Source organism: Streptomyces sp. BF23-19, from assembly GCF_041106355.1.
Lineage (GTDB): Bacteria > Actinomycetota > Actinomycetes > Streptomycetales > Streptomycetaceae > Streptomyces > Streptomyces virginiae_A.
In genome coordinates, this window is sequence record NZ_JBGBPT010000003.1 from 194,532 (window position 1) to 213,794 (window position 19,263).

Here is a 19,263-nt window from a genome sequence, read left to right on the forward strand (position 1 = left end):
CTCCGGTGCGGCACGGTCGCTCATGGCGCCCCGTACCCGGGATCGCCGGCGACCGGCACCGGCCGCTCAGCGGGTGAGCGTCACCGGGGTCGGGCCGTCGGGGCGCACGGTGATGCTGTACGCCGCCCGGGTGGGCACGGCCCGGAAGGACGGGACGTGGGCGGGCAGCAGGAGTTCGAGGAGGGCGACCGACTCCCGCAGGGCGAACTGCTGGCCGAGGCAGGCGCGGGGGCCGATGCCGAACGGCAGGTAGGCGCCGGGCCGGGTGGGACGGCCGCCCGGAACGGTGAAGCGCCGGGGGTCGAAGTGCTCGGGATCCGGCCACAGTTCGGGATCCCGGTGGGTGAGGTAGGGGCAGACCAGCAGATCCGTGCCCGCCTCGACGTGGTAGCCCGCCAGGACCTCGGCCTCAGGGGCGTGCCGGGGCAGGATCCACGCGGACGGGTAGAGCCGGAGCGTCTCGCCGACCAGTGCCTGGATGGCTTCGCGCCGCTCCGGTGAGCCCTCGCGACCGGCCGCGAGTGCCTCCTCGCGGGCCGTCGGGTGGCGGTCGAGGAGCAGGTACAGCCAGGTCAGTGTGGTCGCGGTGGTCTCGTGGCCGGCGACCAGCAGGGTGACGAGCTCGTCCCGCACCAGCCGGTCGGTGTACTCGGGGCGCTCGGCCGAGGCGTCGACCAGCACCTGGAGCAGCCCCGGCCCGTCGGGGCCGGGGGAGCCGTCACGGGCCGCGGCCACCGCCCGTCGGGCGACCTCGTCGATCCGGGCCAGATCGTCGGCGACGGCGTCCCGGGCGTCCACCTGGTCGGCGGGCAGACTCGGCAGTGCGGCCACCACGGTGGCCACGGCCGTCAGTTCGTGCGCCGTGGTGTCGTCGAGCGGGTGCCCGGTGAGCGCCCGCCAGATGGTGTCGAGGGCGAAGCGGCGCATCTCCTCACCCAGGTCGAAGGTCCGCCCGGTGCGCGCGTGGTCGGCCCACCGCCCGGCCGCGGTCCGGGCCGCCCCGAGGATCCGCTCCTCGTAGCGGCGCATCCCCTTCCCGGTGAACTGCGACTGCAACAGCTTGCGTTGGGACTTCCAGGCCTCGCCGGTGGCGGCGAGCACCCCGTCACCGATGAGCAGGCGGGCGCGGTGGGAGCGCTTGACGTACCGGTCGGGGTGCAGGGCGAGGACGTGTTGCACGGCCTCGGGCGCGGTGACCAGCACGGTGGGCCGCGGCCCGACGCGGAACGCGGCGACCCCGCCGAGCCGTTCCCGTACCCGCGTCAACAGGTCGACCAGTTCGCCTTGGTGGGCGCGCCACCGCTCCACACAGTCGGCATCGGCCTCGGGGAGCGGCCGCCCCGTCCCGGACCGCCGCGAGGCGGGTGGCTCGCTCCTGGCGTCGATGGCCACGGCTCTTCTCCTGTCCGGCTGTCGGGACGGTGCCCGAGGTCGCTTCGCCATCACGGACTGTACGGGGACGGACGTGTGCGGTGACAGCGCCGGAGGGTCGATGGCCCGAATCACACGGGTGGCGGGGGGGCGGGTACGCCGATACGGGCCGCGAGAAGGGCGATGTCGTCGTCGGCGGAGGCGGGCACCAGATGGGCGATGAGGGAGTCGCAGAGGTGGTCGAGCGATTGCTGGGGCGCGGCGAGCAGACCGGTGAGCTCGCCCAGGCGTTCGTCGATGTCGCGCCTGCGCGCCTCGATGAGCCCGTCGGTGTACAGGACGAGGGTGCTGCCGGGCGGCAGGTCGATGTCGGTGGTGGTGAAGGAGATGCCGCCGACGCCGAGCGGGACGCCCGGCGGGGTCTTGACGAGGTAGACGGTGCCGTCGGGCTGGACCACGGCCGGGGGCGGATGTCCGGCGCGCGTGACCGAGCAGTGGCCGGTGGCGGGATCGCAGACCACGTAGAGGAACGTCGCGAGCATCGGGTCGGACAGGTCGGCGAGGGTGGCTTCGAGCTGGTGCAGCAGGGCGGTGGGAGGCATGTCGAGGCGGCCGAGCGCGCGGACGGTCGCGGAGAGCCGTCCCATCACGGCGGCGGCCGCGATGCCGTGGCCCATGACGTCGCCGATGAGGAGCGCGGCCCGGCCTCCGCTGAGGGGCAGCACGTCGTACCAGTCACCGCCGACCTCGTTGACGTCGCTGGCCGGCAGGTAGCGGTGGGCGATCTCGATCCCCACCGGCGGGGTGATGTGCTGGGGGAGCATGCTGCGCTGGAGGACGACCGCGGTCTCGTGCTCGTGGTGGTAGAGCCGCGCGTTGTCGATGCTGATGGCGGCACGGGCCGCCAGCTCGGTGGCGAGGGTGACGTCGTCCGACCCGAAGGGGCCGGTGGGTCCGGTGCGGTAGAAGGTGGCGACGCCGAGGACCATGTCGCGGGCGATGAGCGGGGTCATCATGAACGAGTGCACGCCCAGCTCGAGGAGTTGGGCCGGTTTAAGGGAGTGCCGGGCCGCGGGGGCGACGGTCCGTTCGTCGAGGTGGGCGATCAGGAACGACTGACGGGCCGCCAAGGCCTGGGTGTAGGGGGCGGTCGAGGGGAAGATGAGGGTCCGGCCCAAGGGCGCCAAGGCCTGTGTGACGGCGGATCCGGTCAGCGGGGCCTTGCCCAACCGGCGCAGGGCCACCCCGCCGGCCAGCCCCGTGCCCGGCTCGATGCCGCGGGCGAGGGAGTCCAGGACGTCGACCGTGACGGCGCTCGCCAGGTGTGGGACGGCGAGGTCGGCGAGCTCCTGCGCCGTGCGCTCCAGGTCGAGGCTGGCGCCGATCCGGGAGCTCGCCTCGCTGAGCAGGGCGAGACGGCGCCGCCCCGCCTCGGCCTCGGTGTGGTCCCGCTGCTGCGTGGTGATGTCGAGGAGCGAGGCGATCACGCCGATCGGCCGGCCGGCCGGGTCCTCGACGCGCACGTAGGAGCACGACCACACATGGTCGCGGTCCGGGTCGGCCGGGGTCCGGCCGGTGCGGCGCCGGTCGAGGACCGGCTCACCCGTCTCCAGGACCTGGCGCATCGCCTCCTCCATCTGGTCGGCGTTCACCTCGGGCAGCAACTCGGCCAGCCGCCGCCCGACATGGGCGGACTCCGCGAGCCCGTTCATCGCTTCGAGGGCCGGATTGACCTGGAGGAACCGCAGCTGCGTGTCGAGGACCCCGATGCCGACCGGCGAGCGGGCGAACAGCCCGTCCCAGACGGCCGAGGACCCGCGGATGCGGCGGGCCGCGTGCGCGTCCGCGGCGAAGACCAGCACGGCCGACGCGCCGTGGCGGCGGTCCGGGACCGGGCAGGCCCAGATCTCCAGCTCCAGCGGGTGACCCTTGCTGTGCCAGGCGGTGACCGTACCCATGACCCCGCGCCCGGTGGCGGCCGTCTCCCACAAGGACCGGCCCAGGCTGCGGTCGGCTCCCGGGTGGAGGAGATCGGAGATGTGCCGCCCCAGCACCTCGGGCGGGGCGTAGCCGAGGAGCTGCTGGGCGCCGTGGTTCCAGCGCACGATCATCCCGTCGTTGCTGGTGGCCACGAGTGCGACCGGCAGGGCGCCCAGCCAGCCTCCGGCGTCCTGGGCGGCGCTGCTGATCAGGTCGTCGAGCGGCATCTCCTCATGCATCGTGCACCCGCTCCTCCGGAACGGCCTCGTGACTGTGCGTGGCCCCCATCTCTCATCGTCGCCCGGATGGCTCCACGGCGCCCCCCGGCCGGGCGGCTCCGGCCGCGGCCGGAGCCTCGGCGCAGCGGAGGCGGTCGGCGGTCACGGGGGCGCCGTCGGCCACGTTGCGGTCGAAGGTGACGGCCTCGACCCGGACGGGCCGTCCGCCGACGGCGACCTCGACGACCGCGTCGAGCTCCGGGTCGGCCTGCAGGCGGGCACCGGGCAGCGCGGCCGCGACGGTCGCCGCGTTCTCCTCCTGGCCGGTGGCGTAGCGGATGACCGGGGGGCCCGCCGGGCGCTGTGGCGGTGCGGTCGCCGAGGTGTCGGTGACGACGAACCCGTTGCCGCGCAGGGCGGCGGCGACATCGGTGTCGTCCACGCGGACGGCGAACCGGGCCGGATCGGTCGGGGCCGGGTTCTCCGTGACGGGCTGGATCCGGGTGTCGCCCGTGACCGGGCGGTCCGCGCCGAGCGCGTCCCACAGCGCGGCGGAGCGGGCCTCGTCCCACACCAGGGTGGAACCCACGCCCGGGACGCGGTGGTCGAAGAGCCGGATGGGGACGGTCGCGAACTCCGTCCGGTCCGCGCGCAGGTGACCGAGCGCCCAGCCGATGCGGACCAGGTCGTCCAGGCCGGTGCGCTCATCGGTGCGCACGGTCTTCAGCAGGGTGCGTACGGTCCGTGCCGTGCTGATGGGGCCGGCGAGGGCGCCTTCCGCGGTGAGCCGGGCCAGCAGGTCGTTGACCACGCGCTGCTGGCGGCGGACCCGGCCGAGGTCGCCGGGCCGGAGGTTGACGTGCCGGGCCCGGACGTAGCGCAGTGCGCGGTTGCCGTCGGCGAGGTGGCGGCCGGCTCCGATGTCGAGCCCGGAGTTCTCGTCCTTGAGTGGCTTGTCGGTGCACACGGTGGCGCCGCCGAGGTTGTTCACGGTCTGCTCGAAGCCCGTGAAACCGGTCTCCAGGTAGTGGTCGATGTGGAGTCCGGTGGCCTTCTCCACGGTGGCCACGGTGAGCGGGCCGCCGCCGACCGCGTAGGCACCGTTGATCTTGCCGCGGCGGGCCGGGGCGGTGGCGGTGGTGCCCGCGTACTCGACGTAGGAATCGCGGGGGATGGAGACGATGCTCGCGCGCCGCCGGTTCTGGGAGAGGTGGACGAGCATCATCACGTCGGTGCAGTTGCACCCCTTGCCGCCCACGTGGAGCCGCCGCTTCTCGGCCGCGGAGAGCCCGGCGCGGCTGTCGATGCCGACGACCAGGATGTTGGTACCCCGGCCGGCGCCACCGCCGCTGCCACCACCGGCGGACGCACTCGCGGCCGAGACGGCCTGCGAGCCCACGAAGGAGCCGCAGGAGAGGGCGGTCAGCAGGGTCAGAGCGACAGCGGTACGACGCAAGGCGCATCCCCAAAATAGAACGAACCGGACTAACCGGATTAAATGGGGAATGTACTGGCCTTGTGTGCGAGCGCCCGGGGTGTACGCGCCGGGATTCCACCCCGCAGGGGGGCGGGCTTGGTACATCTGCCCGCCGCCGCCGCGGCAGACGCGGGCGCGCGCGGCGCGGACCCGGTCAGCGCTCGGACAGCTCCGAGGGAGCCTCCTGGACGACCCAGCTGTTGCCGTCCGGGTCCTCGAAGGTCATGAAGGAGTTCCAGGTCCCGCCCTTGCCCTCCTGCCAGCCCGACGCGCCGACGCTCCGCACGGGCGACACGTCCACGCCCCGGGCCACCAGCTCCTCCCGGGCCGCCTCGATGTCCGTGACGCACAGCTGAAGGCCGTGCAGGGTGCCGGGCGCCATGATCCGACCCCCGGGCGCCTCGGGCATGCCCTGGAGCATGGCGACGGAACACCGGGAACCGGGCGGGGTCATCTGGATGATGCGCACGCCGGGGGAGACCTCGTCGTCGAGGTCGACGCCGAAGCCGACCTGGTCGGCGTAGAAACTCTTCGCGCGATCCATGTCGGTGACAGGGACGGGGACGACTTCGAGTGTCCAGTTCATGGGTGTCTCCCTCGGTCGGGCTTCAGCGGGTCGCACAACGGGTTGCACAGCGGGTTGCGCAGGGGGGCGGGTCCACCGTTTCCCATGGAGGCCCGGCGGCGCACGTCGAAACGCCCGGCGGGCGCCGACTTCCACGGGGAGGACCGACCCGGGTCACGGGTCAGTCGTCGGGAAGGACGCGCCCGTCCTCGTCGAGCGCGAGATGGATAGGGGCGGGCTCCTGGCTGTTCACGTCGGACGGCCGCGGGCGCTCCGGCCCGTCGGGCCCCCAGCGCAACAGGCGGCGGGTCCGGACGATCTGGTACACGGCGTCCTGGAACTCCAGCCGGTTGACGCGTCCGGCCCGGAGGGTGTCGGCGGCCCCGGCGTACGCCGCCAGCTTCGCGGCCCGCACGTCGGCGGGCCCCCCGCCGGCCGCGGCCGTCCACGTACGGGCGTCCGTGCGCGGGTCGGCGTCCTCGGGGATGTGCCCCCGCATCCGGGGCCACATCCACGTCAGGGCGAAGTCCAGCGACTTGCGGGCGGCGTGCGGGGTCGCGTGCGGGCCGCTGACCGGCCGCCAGCCGTCCCTGGTCCGCTCCACGACGCCGAAGGTCGACGGCATCACCAGTACGTCCGGGTGGGTGTCCAGGGCCCGCCGCGAATCGGCGCGCACCTCCTCGGGGAACCGTCCGCCCGTGTAGCACAGGTCGCGCAGCGCCAGCTGTTCGAACGCCTGTGTAGGGGTGACCGGCGCGTCGGGATCCATGACCAGACCGTCGTCGATCCCGGGCTCCCGAGCGGCCCGGTCCCAGTCGGGCACCAAGGGTTCCGGATCCGTCGGGCGCGGCGCCTCGATACCGCCCGGACCCGAGGCGGCGTACTCCTCGGCGCGCACCACCCGGTACCGGGTCCCCGAGACGAGGAGTTCGTCGACGCGCTCGCTCTCCAGCCGGGCGACCGCCGCCAGCAGCTCGCGCCGCTCCGCCCGGTCCCGCGCCTCGTCCTTCGCGTGGAACCACAGCCGCGAATTCAGCCCGTCACGCGCCTGCTGCGGGCAGCCGGCCGTCACTTCGAGCACCACCCGCCACCGCGGCCCGTCCCCGGGGGACTGCGCCGCCACCCCGAACAGCGGGCCGCGCACCACCACGTCGCCCGCACGCGCCACGGCGTCGAGCGCGTCGGCCTCCCTTGCGGCTTCCACCGGTTCCACCGGCACCCGCACCACCACCGGCCGCGACCCGCGCGGTCTCATGTCCCCACGGTCCATGGCCCCATCCTGCCGACCGGTCCGGGGCGCCGCCCCCGATTCACCGATTCCCCGGCCGCGGAGGACCCGGTGGCGGTACCGTCCGCGCACCTCTGGCATGTTCCCGGCACATCCCTGACATTCGTCACTGTCCGCTCCGCCGGACGCGCGCGAGCCTGAGAGAAGGAACGAGGCACGGTGGCGACGGGCAGGGGGCGGTCATGACGGTGGCGGATCCGACGACGGGGGTCGTGACGTTCGGGCCGAGCCGGGCCGGGATCGTACGGATATGGGCCGGGTCGCTGACGGCGGCGGTGCTGCGGCGGCCGTCGCCGCCGGGGCCGCGGCACTCGGCCGGGACGCGGCAGGTGGTGCTGGTCCTGGCGGTGACGGAGATCGTGGTGGCCTTCCTGTTCTCCTCGATGCTGCCGCCCATGGTCCGGCCGCTGCACGCGGCGCTGGAGCTCCTGCTGATCCTCGGCGGGCTGGGCATGGTGGCGGCGCTGGTCCGGCACCCGCACGAGGTGGGCGAGGAGTACGTGATCCTGCGGACCGCCTTCCTCGGGGACGTGACCCTGCCGCGCTCGGCGGTCCGCTCCACCTCCCCGGTGGTACGCACCGTTCCCGGCCGGGGCCCGAGGCCGGTACCCGGCGAACCGGGGGCGGTGGCCTGCTCGGTGGAGAGCGCCCTGAACGTGGCGTTGCACCTCGACCCGCCCGTACTCCTCGACCTGGGGCCGGCCGGGCCGGTGAAGGCCGCGACGGTGTACGTCTCGGTGGACTCGCCGCCCGCCCTCGCCGAGGCCCTCCGACGCGTGGTCCCGCCGCGGACGGCCTAGTCTGGACAGGAGGAATCCGCCCGCCGGCACGTGGGTAGGGAGGTCCCCGCGGTGACTCCGAGACTGCGCGTGACGACAGTGGACGCGGGACCCTTCACCATGCCGAGGAGCGCCCTGCTGTACGGGGCGAGCGGTACGGTCACCGTGCCCTCGACGGTCGCCGTCATCGAGCACGCCACCCACGGACCGATCCTTTTCGACACCGGCGTCAACCACCGCGTCGCGGACCCGGAGGCCGCCGAGGCCCACTGGGGGCCCGGCCTGCGGAGCGCGTACGGCGCCGAGGGGTTCACCCGGGCACACGCCGTCGACGCGCAGCTGGAGCGCCTCGGCTACCGGCTCGCCGACGTCCGGTACGTCCTCTACTCCCACCTGCACCTCGACCACGCCGGAGGAATGACCTACTTCCCGCACGCCGTGCACGTGGCCCAGCACGACGAACTGCGCCACGCCTGGTGGCCGGACCGCTGGACGGCCCGGGGCTACGCCTTCGAGGACTACGCGGGCGGCCGGCACTACGACTTCCTCGAACTGAGCGGTGACACCGACCTGTTCCGGGACGGCACGCTCACCCTCGTGCGCACCGCCGGCCACACCCCCGGCCACCAGGGGGTCATCCTTGACCTCGACCACCACGGCCGGATCGCGCTCATGGGCGACGCCGCGCACCTCCAGGCGGGGCTGGACCGCAACGTGCCCATGCTCAGCGACTGGAACACCGAGGAGAAGATGCTGACCTACGGGCGCCTACGCGCGCTGTCCCGGGCCGGCATCCGGGTCTTCCTCTCCCACGACCCGGACCACTTCGCCGCCCTGCCGCAGGACGGCGAGTTCTGGGACTGACCCGGTCGGCGGGGCCGCGCGCCACCCCACCGGTCGCTGTCCCCCGAGGGGGTCCGGTGGGGCGGGATCGTGCAGCGAGGCAGCCCGCCTCAACCCTTGAATGGGATGCTTCGCACTGTAGGGCGAGCCACTGACAATGGCCCCGAAGGACAAGGTCGAACCCGACCGTCCCTCCGGCGAAAGGCCTGGTCGGACGGGCTCGGAATGCTGGACCCGCCCGTCCGGCGCACTCTGGGATGTGCGGGACCGTACCGAAACCGTCCCGCCCGGCGCCGCCCTCCGGCGGCCCCGACGCGTGGGGAGGTAGGACCGATGGCCAAGTCCGACGAACCGAAGGGCTGGGGGCCGCCCCCGGAGCCGCCCCCGGAACTGTTCTACGCACCCCCGGGCGAGCCGCTCGACGACGCGCGGCGCACCGCGATCCTCGACTGGACGGTGAACCAGTACGTCGCCCTCGGCTGGCGCGTCGAATCGCGCTCCCCGACGCAGGCGGTGCTCGTACGCGGCGGGAACGTCAACCACCTCCTGCACGCGATCCTGACCATCTTCACCTGCCTGCTGTGGGGGGTCGTGTGGATCGTGTTGGCCATGGGGAACAGGACCGAGCGCGTCGCCCTCACCGTCGACGCGGTCGGCAACGTCCAGACCGTGCACGGTCCGGGCTGACCCGGACCGAACACACCGAACACACCGAACACACCGGACACGCCTGTCACGCCGGTCACAGCTCCGGGAACCGTGGATCGATGCCCAGCGTGGGGGCGATGGCCCGCCAGATCGTCGCCCGGGCCGTCGCGAGATCCACCCGGGGGTCGTCGAGCATCAGCCGGATGCCGAGGCCGTCGCACAGGGCCAGCACCAGGGTGCCGAGCGCGGCGACGTCGCACGCGGCGAACTCCCCCGAGCGGATGCCCCGTTCCACGGCCCCGCCGACCCACGCGTGCAACTGGTCGTACAGGTCGACGGCCAAGTGCCGGGCCGCCGCATCGCGCTGGGCCCGCACCCACAACTCCTGCCAGAGCTTCCAGTCCTGGCGGAGTTCCGCGTCCGTCGGCAGCATGCTCCGCAGGATGCGGGCCAGGACCACCGAGGAGGACACCGAGTCGGGAACGCCCTCGGTGTCCGTACCGGTCTGGGCGAAGGAGTGCGTCATCGCCTCGGCGAAGAGCTTCTCCCGCGTGTCGAAGTGGTAGTGCAACAGGGCCTTCGACACACCGGCGTGCTCGGCGACCTTGCGCATGCTGACGTTCTCGAAGCCGATGTCGGCGATGACTTCGCACGCGGCGATGAGGATGCGCTCACGCGTCTCGAGTGCGCGCTCGGCCTTGGTCACGTTGGCTGCTCCCCGTGTCGGCGCCCGTGGACCGGGCGGGTGGGCCCGGTTGCCGTGGCCACCACACCACCATCCTCGCGCATCGCACCGCTCCCGCGGTCGCCGTACGTGTGGAAGCCCCGGCCCGTCTTTCGGCCCAGCCGGCCCGCGTCGACCATCCGGGCCAGCAGCGGCGGCGGGGCGTACAACGGCTCCCGGTACTCCGCGTACATCGACCGCGCGATGGCCTGCACCGTGTCCAGGCCGATCAGATCGGCCAGGGCGAGCGGCCCCAGCGGGTGCGCGCAGCCCAGGGTCATGCCCCGGTCGATGTCCTCCGCCGACGCGGCGCCGTGCTCGGCCATGCGCACGGCGGCCAGCAGGTACGGCACGAGGAGCGCGTTCACGACGAACCCCGCCCGGTCGCGGGCACGGACGACCTCCTTGCCCAACACCTCGCAGGCGAAGGCGTGCGCCCGCCGGACGGTCTCCTCTCCGGTGAGCAACGAGGGCACCAGCTCGACCAGCGGAAGGACCGGTACGGGGTTGAAGAAGTGCAGGCCGACGACCTGCTCCGGCCGCGACACGGCCGCGGCCAGCCTGATGACGGGGATGGAGGAGGTGTTCGTCGCGAGGACCGCGTCCCGCCGCTCCACCACCCGGTCGAGCAGGGCGAAGACCTCCAGCTTCGCCCGCTCGTCCTCCGCCACCGCCTCGACGACGAGGTCCCGGTCCGCGAGGCGCGCCACGTCCGGGGTCACCGCGATCCGGCCGACGGCCGCGTCCCGTTCGGCGGCCGTCAGCCTCCCGGACGCCGCCGCGCGTTCCAGGGAGCGGGTGATCCGCTCCAGGCCGGCGGCCGCTGCCGTACGGGTCGTCTCCACCACCACGACCTCCCGCCCGGCCCGGGCGCAGACCTCGGCGATACCGGATCCCATCAGCCCGCAGCCCACGATCCCGACCCGTTCGACATCGGTCATCGATCGGTCCTCCTCCTCTGATGCTTCTGACGCTCCTAGGGCCCCCTGTGGGTGGGGGCGACCCGGACCACCGGCCCGGGTCGCCCCGTGCGTCACTCCGCGGACGGCATCCGCAGCACGCCGGTACCGCGCTTGACCAGTTCGCCCGCGATGATCAGGCGCTGGATCTCGGAGGTGCCCTCCCAGATCCGGTCGACACGCAGCTCGCGGTACAGGCGCTCCACCGGGTACGAGCGGTCGTAGCCGCGCCCCCCGAAGATCTGCAGGCACCGGTCCACGACACGGCCCGACGCCTCGCTCGCCGCCAGCTTGGCGATGGCCGCCTTCGCGTGCAGCGTCTTGCGGTCGATGACGCCCTCGTCGACCTCCCAGGCCACCTGGTGGGTGTAGGCGCGGTTGACGGCGATGTCGACGGCGCTGTCGGCGAGCATGCCCTGGATGAGCTGGAAGTCGGCGATGGGGGAGCCGAACTGGCGGCGTTCGACCGCCCAGTCCCGGGCGAGTTCCAGGGCCCGCTCCGCCGCCCCGATCGTCCGGGCGGCGATCATCAGCCGCTCCTCGGTGAACCACGAGCGCGTGATGTCGTAGCCCTGCCCCACCTCACCGAGCACCGCGTCGTCGGGCACGAACACCTCGGTGAAGGTGAACTCGGGGTGCTCGTAGACGAAGGTGTGCATCCAGCGCGGCACGCGGGTCATCTCGATGCCCGTCGTGTCCTTGTCGACGAGGAAGAGGGTCGGCGCGCGCTCCTCCCCGGCGGCGGCCAGCACGATCATGAAGTCGGCGTGGTCGCCGACGGTCACGAACCACTTCTCGCCGTTCAGCACCCAGCCGCCGGCGGTCCGCGTCGCCGTGGTCCGCAGGTTCTGCGGGTCGGAGCCGGCCTCGGGCTCGGTCACCGCGTAGCAGTCGCGGCGCTGCCCCCGGATCACCGGGACGAGGTAGCGCTCGCGCTGCTCGGGCGTGCAGAAGGACAGGGCGTTGGCCGGACGCCACACCATGTCCCACAGGGCTCCGGTGAGCCGGCCGAGCTCCGCCTGGACCGTGACCTGCTCCAGGATGGTGAGGCCGGCGCCGCCCCACTCCTTCGGCATGTTGACGGCCTGCAGCCCGCTGTCGAGGACGGCGTCGCGGATCTCGGTGTGGGCCTGCGGGGGCAGCCCGTTGTTCTCCTCGCAGTCGAGCTCGTACTTCTCGATGAAGTCGGTGAGCGCGCGCGCCGCGCTCCGCAGCTCTTCCTGACGGGCGGTGAGGCGGAAGTCCATGTCTGTGTGTCCTCTGGGTCGTGGTGGGGGAGCGGTCGTCAGGAGGCGGGGTGGTCGGCGGGGGAGGCCGAGGGCAAGGCGAGGGCCCGGGTGCCGCGCTTGATCAGCTCGTTGGCGATGATCAGGCGCTGGATCTCGGAGGTGCCCTCCCAGATCCGGTCGACGCGCAGTTCGCGGTACATGCGCTCGACGGGGTACGTACGGTCGTAGCCGCGCCCGCCGAAGATCTGCACGCATCGGTCGATGACCCGGCCCGCCGCCTCGCTCGCCGCGAGCTTCGCCGTCGAGGCCTTCGCGTGCAGCGTCTTGCGGTCGGTCTCCGGCCGGTCGGCCTCCCAGGCCACCTGATGGGTGTAGGCCCGGTTGACGGCGATGTCCACCGCGCAGTCCGCGAGCATGCCCTGGATGAGCTGGAAGTCGGCGATGGGGGAGCCGAACTGTCGGCGCTCGATCGCCCAGTCCCGGGCGAGTTCCAGGGCCCGCTCGGCGGCGCCGACCGTCCGGGCGGCGATCATCAGCCGCTCGTCCGTGAACCACTCCTTGGTCAGCTCGTAGCCGTTGCCGACACCACCGAGCACGTCCTCGTCCGCGACGAACACATCGGTGAAGGTGAACTCGGGGTGCCCGTTCACCGCGGAGTGCATGAACCGCGGGACCCGCGTCATCTCGACCCCGGGCGCCTGCTTGTCCACGAAGAACAGCGTCGCCGCCCGCTCGGGTCCCGCGTCCGCCTGCACCAGCAGGAAGTCCGCGATGTCCCCGCAGGTCACGAACCACTTCTCGCCGTTCAGCAGCCAGCCGCCGGCGGTACGGGTCGCGGTGCTCGTGCCCGAACCGGGGTCGGAGCCGGCACCGGGCTCGGTCACCGCGAACGCGTCGAACCGCTCGCCCCGGATCACCGGCAGCAGGTACTTCTCCCGCTGCGCCTCGGTCCCGTGGGCGAGGACGTTGGCGGGCCGCCAGGGGATGTCCCACAGGCAGTTGGTGACCTTGCCGAACTCCTCCTCGACGATGACCTGGTCCAGCAGCGACAACCCGGCGCCGCCCCATTCGGCGGGCATGTTGATCGCGTAGACACCGGCGTCGACGGCGGCGCGCGTCAGTTCGCGGACCGTTTCCACGGGCAGCGGGCCGCCGGCCTCCTCCGACCGGTCCTCGTAGGTCATCAGGAGCCGCGCGTAGGCGGCGGCGCGGGCCTTGAGATCGGCCTGCTCGGGTGTGTAGCGGAAGTCCATGTGAAGTCAGTCCTCCAGAGCACAGGGGGTGAGGGTGGAGCGGTCAGCGCAGGACGGCCCGCGCGTCCAGGGCGAGCGCGCCGTGCGGGCGCACCAGCAGGGGGTTGACCTCCAGTTCGGCGATCTCCGGGTGCGCCGCGGCCACCGTGGTGATGCGCTCGACGACGGCCGCCGCCGCGGCCACGTCGACGGCCGGCCGGCCGCGTACGCCGTCCAGCAGCGCGGCGCTGCGCAGACCGCGCAGCAGGGCCTCGGCCCGCCGGGCCGGTACGGGCGCGAGCGCGAAGGCGACGTCGCGGAGCGACTCGGTGAGGACGCCGCCGAGCCCGACCAGGGCGATCGGCCCGAACCGTGGGTCCTGGTTCACGCCCACGATCAGCTCGATGCCGTCCGTGAGGTCGGCCATCGCCTCCACCGAGTAGGCGGGCGCGCCGAGCCGGGCGTGCATCTCCCGGAACGCGGCGAGGAGCGCGTCCCGGTCGGCCAGGCGCAGGGCCACCCCGCCGGCGTCGGACTTGTGCAGCAGGTGCAGGGCCTTGAGCACGTACGGGCCGTCGAACTCCGCGGCCGCGGCGAGCAGTCCGGCCTCGTCCGTGATCTCGCGCGCCGCCGGGAACGGCACCCCGGCGGCGTCGAGGAGCGCCCGTACCCCGTGATAGCCCGGGTCCGACAGCGGCGGGGCGGGGTTCGGCAGCGGGGGCACACCGGTGGCGTCCACCGGACTGCGCCGTCCGGTCATCGCCGCGAGCGCGCGGGCGGCGTCCTCGGTGGCGGCGAACACCGGCACCCCGGCCTCGGCCAGCACCCGGCAGCTCGGCGAACCGGGGTACATCGACTGCAGGACCAGCGGCTTCGGGGCGGCGGACGCCAGGTGCGCGACGATCTCCTTGGCGGCCCGGGCCTCGCCCTCCGCCAGTACGGAACCCCCGGCCGGGCCGCCGCCCAGACCGCCCTCGGAGGCGGCGTAACCGCCGAAGTAGCCGGTCATCAGGACGGCGTCGACCTCGTCGGCGTCGAGCAGTGCCCCGACCGTGTCGGCGTAGGAGAGGGGCCGCTGTTCGCCCATCCCCGCCAGGTCGACGGGGTTGGCGACGGAGGACTGCTCCCACAGCACGGTCCGCAGCCGGTCCTGCGTCGGCCCGCCGAGCTGCGGTACCTCGAGCCCGGCGTCCTCGGCCGCGTCGGCGGCGACCGCGCCGTGGCCGCCGCCGTCGGTGAAGACGGCGGTACGTCGGCCCCGCGTACGCACCCCCGCGCCGGGTCGGGCCGGTCCGGCCAGTCCGGCCAGGACGACGGTCATCTCCCGCGGCGTACGGACGAGTTCGACCCCCGCGTCGCGGCAGGCGGCGGCCACCACGTCGCCCGAGGTGGTGAGCGCCCCGGTGTGCGACCGGGCGCTGCGGGCGGAGGCGGTGCCCCGGCCGGCCGTGAGCAGGACCACCGGCTTGCCCGCCGCGGCTGCGGCCGCCGCGAAGGCCCGGCCGTCGCCGAAGTCCTCGGCGTACACGGCGATGGCCGAGGTGGCCTCGTGGCGGGAACAGTCCTCGACGAGGTCGACGAGGGTGACGTCGGCCTGGTTGCCGAGGGAGACGAACCGGGAGAAGCCCAGGCCGTGCGGCTCACCGCGGAGCTGGAGTTCGAGGGCGAGGTTGCCGCTCTGGCTGAGCAGGGCGACCCCGCCGGGGGCGAAGCGGTCCGAGGCGAGGTACAGCTCGGTGGTGTTGTCGGCGATGCCCAGGCAGTTGGGGCCGACGAGGACGGCTCCGGCGGCCCGTACCCGGGCGGCGACCGCCCGCTGCCGGGCCAGGCCGGCGGGGCCGGCCTCGGCGAAGCCCGCGGTGATGGCGACGATGGCCTTCGCCCCGCAGGCCAGGGCTTCGTCGACGGCGGCCTCGAAGCCGGCGCCGGGCACGGAGATCACCACCAGGTCGACGGGTTCGCCGACGGCGGTCAGGGAGGTGGCCGCGGTGCGGCCGAGTACGGTGCCACCACGCCGGTTGACCAGGTGCACGGGCCGCCGGTCGGGGGCGCGCAGGGCCTGGGCGGCCACCGCGTGGCCGTACTTCGCCGGGTCGTCGCTGGCGCCGACGACGGCGACCGAGCGGGGGTCGAAGAGGGCGGTCAGATCGCGTCCCATGTCATCCCTCCACACGCAGGGCGGAGTTGGGGCAGCTTTCGACACAGGCGCGGGCGGCGTCCTCGGTGCCGGCCGGGACGACGACGGCGATCACGTTCGCGTAACCCCATTCGTCGAGTTCGACCAGGTCGGGTGCGGGTTCCTGGCACAGCCCGTAGCCCTGGCAGCGGGTGGAGTCCAGCAGGAGTTTCATGGCGTTCCTTTCAGTGCGGGCACGGGGGTGCCGGGGGCGGCGGTGAGCGGGGAGACGACCTCCGGCACGGCCACCGTGAGGCGGCGACGGCCGTCCGCGGGCGCGGCGGCCGCGCACACCGGGCAGGGCGCGGCGAGATGGGAGCGGACGTGTGCGGGGAAGGAGCGGAGCAGGCTGCCCGCGATCCCCGCGGCGGCGTCCAGGAGTCCGCAGGCGCCGCGCCCGGTCAGCCCTTGCGACCAGCGGCGCAGGCTGTCCGCGGTGTCCGGGCCGGCGGTCCCGGCGGCGAGGCCGTACAGGGCCTTGCCGACGGCCGAGGTGCCGGACACGCAGACCCCGCACTGCCGGGCGCTCTCGGCCGCGAGGTGGGCGGCCGCGTCGGCGGCGGTGGTCACCGGGCAGCTGCCGGGAGCGAGGAAGTGGAGGGCCCCGCACCCCAGGGCGGTGCCCGCGGCGGTGAGCGCGCCGGGCTCCAGGGGGAGGTCCAGGGCGCGGGCGTCGACGAGACCGCCGAACAGCCCGCCCATCAGGGCTCCGGCCGCCTCCGGGGCCCCGTACCGTGCCGCCAGTGCGCGCAGCGGAATGCCGTACGGGACCTCGGTGAGCACCGGCGCGGCCGGGCCGCCGGACAGGGTCACCAGGGTGCTCCGGGCGATGGCGCGCCGCAGGTCGGGCCGGGTGGCGGTGAGGGCGATCCGGGCGAGCGTCTCGACGTTGGAGACGAGGGTCGGCGCACCGCCCACCCCCCGCTCGAACGGGCGGGGCGGCTTGGTGGTGGGCAGCGCCGGGCCGCCGTCGATCCGGCGGACCACCGCGCTCTCCTCACCGGCGACGTAGGTGTGGCCGGTCTCGACCACCTCTACGGGCAGCGGCGGCGGGTGTTCGGCGAGGGCCCGGCGCACGCTCTCGCCCGCCGCCGGGTCCGAGAGGTACACGAAGCCGCGTACGGCCCCGGTGACGGCCGCGGCACGGGCGAGGCCGTCCAGGACCAGGTGCGGCCGGGCCCGCAGCAGCCAGCGGTCCTTGACCGAGCCCGGTTCCCCCTCCTCGCCGTTCGCCACGACGACGGGGGAGCCGCCGCGGCCGCGTACGGAGCGCAATTTGACGGCGGCCGGGAAACCGGCCCCGCCGCGGCCCCGCAGCCCGGCGGCGGCGAGGTGGGCGAGCAGCTCCTCCGGGTCGGCGGCCGCGTCGTAGCCGCCGGTGGCGCGGTAGGCGTCGGCGCTCTCGGTGAGGTGCGGCGCCGCTCCGAGGACGGTGCCGGGCGGCGGCGCCGTCGGGAGGCGGATCGTGGTCATCGGCCGGCTCCTGTCGTGGTGTGGGTGCGCAGGGTCCGTACGGCGCTCTCCAGCGCGGTGCGGTCCTGGGCGGTGCGGCCGTATCCGGGTCCCGGGAGGCCGATGAGCATGCGGTGGTGGTCGAGGACGACCTCGCCGGCGAGCAGCGCGGCGGTGGGGTCGCCGGGCCGCGACCCGGCGGCCACCCCGGTCACCAGGTCGGTGACCTCGGCGAGGTAGCGGAGCCAGCTGTGCCGGTTGCCGCGCAGGATCAGGCGCTCCACGCGTCGCCGTTCGACGGCTGCCAGGTCATGCGGTGGGAGGCCTGCGGACGCACCGTGCGAGGAGGCGCGCAGGGCGGCGACCGCGGTGGGGAGTTCGCGCTCCGGTTCGGGGGTGAGCCCGAGCCAGTCCAGACGCCGATGACCGCTCATGCGTGCCTCCGGGGAGATCAGGAGATCGAGAGATCGGGGAGATCGGGAGAGATCCGGGGTGCGGGCCCGGGACGGGCCGGGCGGGCCGCACGGCCGGGTCCGCCCCTATGAGCAGGGCGAACGGGGAACGGTGCCGGTGCGGCGACAGGAAAGCACGTTTGCTGACCGATCGGTCAGGCAAGAATTACGCTAGCTGACCGATCGGTCAGTGAACAAGTCTTGACCCGGCGGAAATGAGCCAGCAATGTGGCTGTCCAATCGGTCAGCCGGTCCCGGCCTCCCGCCCCGACCCCCTGTCCGCCGCCGGGCCGCCCTGCCCTGCCCCCGCTCCACCCGCCTTGCCACGCCATCGAACGCCGACACCGATCGCCGCACGCCGGCACGGAGGAGTCACCGATGCACTCGAGAGCTCCCGAATCACCGACGGGCCGTACCGGCCGGTCCGAACGCACCGCCGGCACCGCTGGCACCACCGGCACCGCCCGCACCGACCCGACCGACCGGACCGGCCCACCGGGCCACGCCGCGGCTCCCGCACCGGCCGGCCGCGAGGCCCCCGCCACCGACATCCCCGGGCCCGCCCTCCCGGCCCGCTACTACACCGACCCCGAGACCGCCGCCGCCGAGAGCCGGCACGTCTTCGGCAGGTCCTGGCAGCTCGTCTGCCACGAGTCCGACCTGCCGAACCCGGGGGCGCGGCTCGCCGCCACCGTCGCCGACCGCGAGGTCCTGGTGGTCCGCACCGAGGACGGCGGCCTCGCCGCCCACCTCAACGTCTGCCGCCACCGCGGAACCCGCCTGGTGACCGCCCCCGAACCGGACGGCAAGGCCATCCGCTGCCCGTACCACGGCTGGACGTACCGCCTCGACGGAAGCCTGGTCGGCGCCCCGGAGGCCCGCCAGATCCCCTGCCTCGACAAGCCGAAACTCGGCCTCTTCCCGGCCCGCGTCGAGTCCTTCCTCGGCTTCGTCTTCGTCAACCTCGACCCCGACGCGGTCCCGCTGGCCACGAGCTGCGCCGGCCTCGCCGAGGCCGTCGGCCACTACGCCGGGGCCGACCTCGTGCCCATCGGCCGCGCCCGCATCCACGACCTGGCCGCCGCCGAGGTGCAGCAGGCCAACTGGAAGGTGGCGGTCGACAACTACCTGGAGGGCTACCACGTCCCGGTCGCCCACCCCGGCCTGATGCGGCTGCTCGACTACCAGGGCTACACCTGCGACATCGAGGAGTCCTACGCGCTCTTCGCCTCGCCGCTGCGCGACAAGCCCTCCTCGAACTGGGCCGAGCGCCTCTACCAGCGCATCGCCGCACCGATGCCGGGCCTCGGCGAGGCCGACCGGCGGATCTGGCGGTACGCGGTCATCTACCCGAACACCCTCATCGACTTCTACCCCGACCACGTACTGGCCTGGACCGCGATCCCCACGGCGGTGGACCGCGTGGCCGTACCGGGCGCGTTCTACACCCGCCGCGGCACCAGCCTGCGCACCCGCCTCGCGCGGCGCCTGAACATCCACATCGGCTGGATCACCAACGACGAGGACGCCGAGCTGGTCGCCCGCGTGCAGAAGGGGCTCTCCACCCCCGGGTTCGAGCCCGGACCGCTCTCACGCCGCGAGTCGGCGGTCGGCTGGTTCGCCGGCCGCATCCGGGCGGACCTCGACGGCGCCGCCCCGTAGGCGGGGGGGGCCGCGCCTGTCGCTACCCCCGCACCCCCGCACCACCGGACGACAGCACGCCCGCACCACCGCACGCCCGTACCACGTCAGCGCGGCGCCCCCGCCCGCACCGCGTCCGCCGCACGACCGAGCCCCCACGTACCGCTCGCTCCCGCCGTCCCCCTGCGGCCCCTACGGAGAGGACCCCATGTCCCCCGAGGCACTCCCC

17 protein-coding genes are annotated in these 19,263 nt (G+C 74.0%); 4 read left to right on the plus strand and 13 right to left on the minus strand.

What is annotated here, in order from left to right; genetic code table 11:
* Window positions 1–66 precede the first annotated feature (66 nt).
* The 5 genes from AB8A24_RS03270 to AB8A24_RS03290 form a co-directional block, all read right to left on the minus strand.
* Window positions 67–1,392, minus strand: a complete 1,326-nt coding sequence (locus tag AB8A24_RS03270; RefSeq protein ID WP_369474597.1) for a cytochrome P450 — start codon at window positions 1,390–1,392, stop codon at window positions 67–69.
* 110 nt (window positions 1,393–1,502) lie between these two features.
* Complete coding sequence (locus tag AB8A24_RS03275) at window positions 1,503–3,590, minus strand: SpoIIE family protein phosphatase (RefSeq protein WP_369474599.1); 2,088 nt, start codon at window positions 3,588–3,590, stop codon at window positions 1,503–1,505.
* 52 nt (window positions 3,591–3,642) lie between these two features.
* On the minus strand, window positions 3,643–5,025 hold the full coding sequence (locus AB8A24_RS03280) for an LCP family protein (protein WP_328959883.1): 1,383 nt from the start codon (window positions 5,023–5,025) through the stop codon (window positions 3,643–3,645).
* Window positions 5,026–5,200: 175 nt separating this feature from the next.
* Window positions 5,201–5,632, minus strand: coding sequence for a VOC family protein (locus AB8A24_RS03285; RefSeq protein WP_328959882.1), 432 nt, complete (start codon window positions 5,630–5,632; stop codon window positions 5,201–5,203).
* Window positions 5,633–5,792: 160 nt separating this feature from the next.
* On the minus strand, window positions 5,793–6,866 hold the full coding sequence (locus AB8A24_RS03290) for a DUF5954 family protein (RefSeq protein ID WP_328959881.1): 1,074 nt from the start codon (window positions 6,864–6,866) through the stop codon (window positions 5,793–5,795).
* Between the two features lie 215 nt (window positions 6,867–7,081).
* Here AB8A24_RS03290 and AB8A24_RS03295 point away from each other — a divergent pair, with 215 nt between their 5' ends.
* The 3 genes from AB8A24_RS03295 to AB8A24_RS03305 all read left to right on the plus strand — a co-directional run bounded on the left by AB8A24_RS03295 (window position 7,082) and on the right by AB8A24_RS03305 (window position 9,208).
* Window positions 7,082–7,699 (plus strand): hypothetical protein, encoded by a 618-nt coding sequence (locus AB8A24_RS03295; RefSeq protein ID WP_369474602.1) that lies wholly within the window; start codon window positions 7,082–7,084, stop codon window positions 7,697–7,699.
* Between the two features lie 51 nt (window positions 7,700–7,750).
* Window positions 7,751–8,542 (plus strand): N-acyl homoserine lactonase family protein, encoded by a 792-nt coding sequence (locus AB8A24_RS03300; RefSeq protein WP_369474604.1) that lies wholly within the window; start codon window positions 7,751–7,753, stop codon window positions 8,540–8,542.
* Between the two features lie 312 nt (window positions 8,543–8,854).
* Complete coding sequence (locus AB8A24_RS03305) at window positions 8,855–9,208, plus strand: hypothetical protein (RefSeq protein ID WP_328959878.1); 354 nt, start codon at window positions 8,855–8,857, stop codon at window positions 9,206–9,208.
* A 55-nt stretch (window positions 9,209–9,263) separates the two neighbouring features.
* Here the strand turns inward: AB8A24_RS03305 and AB8A24_RS03310 are convergent, their stop codons facing one another.
* From AB8A24_RS03310 to AB8A24_RS03345, 8 genes are all read right to left on the minus strand, one after another.
* On the minus strand, window positions 9,264–9,875 hold the full coding sequence (locus tag AB8A24_RS03310; protein WP_266479621.1) for a TetR/AcrR family transcriptional regulator: 612 nt from the start codon (window positions 9,873–9,875) through the stop codon (window positions 9,264–9,266).
* On the minus strand, window positions 9,872–10,834 hold the full coding sequence (locus AB8A24_RS03315) for a 3-hydroxybutyryl-CoA dehydrogenase (protein ID WP_328959877.1): 963 nt from the start codon (window positions 10,832–10,834) through the stop codon (window positions 9,872–9,874). The genes AB8A24_RS03310 and AB8A24_RS03315 overlap by 4 nt, the downstream gene beginning before the upstream one ends.
* A 92-nt stretch (window positions 10,835–10,926) precedes the next feature.
* Window positions 10,927–12,099, minus strand: a complete 1,173-nt coding sequence (locus AB8A24_RS03320; RefSeq protein ID WP_369474606.1) for an acyl-CoA dehydrogenase family protein — start codon at window positions 12,097–12,099, stop codon at window positions 10,927–10,929.
* Window positions 12,100–12,137: 38 nt separating this feature from the next.
* Window positions 12,138–13,334: an acyl-CoA dehydrogenase family protein gene (locus tag AB8A24_RS03325; RefSeq protein WP_328959875.1), complete on the minus strand. Its 1,197-nt coding sequence runs from the start codon at window positions 13,332–13,334 to the stop codon at window positions 12,138–12,140.
* Window positions 13,335–13,377: 43 nt separating this feature from the next.
* A complete protein-coding gene (locus AB8A24_RS03330) occupies window positions 13,378–15,471 on the minus strand; it encodes an acetate--CoA ligase family protein (protein ID WP_369474608.1) in 2,094 nt (697 codons plus the stop codon).
* Between the two features lies 1 nt (window position 15,472).
* The gene (locus AB8A24_RS03335; protein ID WP_030722029.1) at window positions 15,473–15,664 is read right to left on the minus strand and encodes a ferredoxin; all 192 of its coding nucleotides are present in this window, start codon (window positions 15,662–15,664) and stop codon (window positions 15,473–15,475) included.
* A complete protein-coding gene (locus AB8A24_RS03340; RefSeq protein WP_328959873.1) occupies window positions 15,661–16,962 on the minus strand; it encodes an NADH-ubiquinone oxidoreductase-F iron-sulfur binding region domain-containing protein in 1,302 nt (433 codons plus the stop codon). The genes AB8A24_RS03335 and AB8A24_RS03340 overlap by 4 nt, the downstream gene beginning before the upstream one ends.
* Complete coding sequence (locus tag AB8A24_RS03345; RefSeq protein WP_328959872.1) at window positions 16,959–17,375, minus strand: hypothetical protein; 417 nt, start codon at window positions 17,373–17,375, stop codon at window positions 16,959–16,961. Before AB8A24_RS03345 ends, AB8A24_RS03340 begins: the two co-directional genes overlap by 4 nt.
* Window positions 17,376–17,771: 396 nt before the next feature.
* Between AB8A24_RS03345 and AB8A24_RS03350 the strand changes: the two genes are divergently transcribed.
* Complete coding sequence (locus tag AB8A24_RS03350; RefSeq protein ID WP_328959871.1) at window positions 17,772–19,055, plus strand: aromatic ring-hydroxylating dioxygenase subunit alpha; 1,284 nt, start codon at window positions 17,772–17,774, stop codon at window positions 19,053–19,055.
* Window positions 19,056–19,263: the final 208 nt, after the last annotated feature.

Coding starts and splice junctions, on each gene's coding strand:
- AB8A24_RS03275 (WP_369474599.1), bottom strand. CDS start 3,590: ATGCATGAGGAGATGCCGCTCGACGACCTGATCAGCAGCGCCGCCCAG.
- AB8A24_RS03285 (WP_328959882.1), bottom strand. CDS start 5,632: ATGAACTGGACACTCGAAGTCGTCCCCGTCCCTGTCACCGACATGGAT.
- AB8A24_RS03290 (WP_328959881.1), bottom strand. CDS start 6,866: ATGAGACCGCGCGGGTCGCGGCCGGTGGTGGTGCGGGTGCCGGTGGAA.
- AB8A24_RS03295 (WP_369474602.1), top strand. CDS start 7,082: ATGACGGTGGCGGATCCGACGACGGGGGTCGTGACGTTCGGGCCGAGC.
- AB8A24_RS03305 (WP_328959878.1), top strand. CDS start 8,855: ATGGCCAAGTCCGACGAACCGAAGGGCTGGGGGCCGCCCCCGGAGCCG.
- AB8A24_RS03315 (WP_328959877.1), bottom strand. CDS start 10,834: ATGACCGATGTCGAACGGGTCGGGATCGTGGGCTGCGGGCTGATGGGA.
- AB8A24_RS03320 (WP_369474606.1), bottom strand. CDS start 12,099: ATGGACTTCCGCCTCACCGCCCGTCAGGAAGAGCTGCGGAGCGCGGCG.
- AB8A24_RS03325 (WP_328959875.1), bottom strand. CDS start 13,334: ATGGACTTCCGCTACACACCCGAGCAGGCCGATCTCAAGGCCCGCGCC.
- AB8A24_RS03330 (WP_369474608.1), bottom strand. CDS start 15,471: ATGGGACGCGATCTGACCGCCCTCTTCGACCCCCGCTCGGTCGCCGTC.
- AB8A24_RS03335 (WP_030722029.1), bottom strand. CDS start 15,664: ATGAAACTCCTGCTGGACTCCACCCGCTGCCAGGGCTACGGGCTGTGC.
- AB8A24_RS03340 (WP_328959873.1), bottom strand. CDS start 16,962: ATGACCACGATCCGCCTCCCGACGGCGCCGCCGCCCGGCACCGTCCTC.
- AB8A24_RS03345 (WP_328959872.1), bottom strand. CDS start 17,375: ATGAGCGGTCATCGGCGTCTGGACTGGCTCGGGCTCACCCCCGAACCG.
- AB8A24_RS03350 (WP_328959871.1), top strand. CDS start 17,772: ATGCACTCGAGAGCTCCCGAATCACCGACGGGCCGTACCGGCCGGTCC.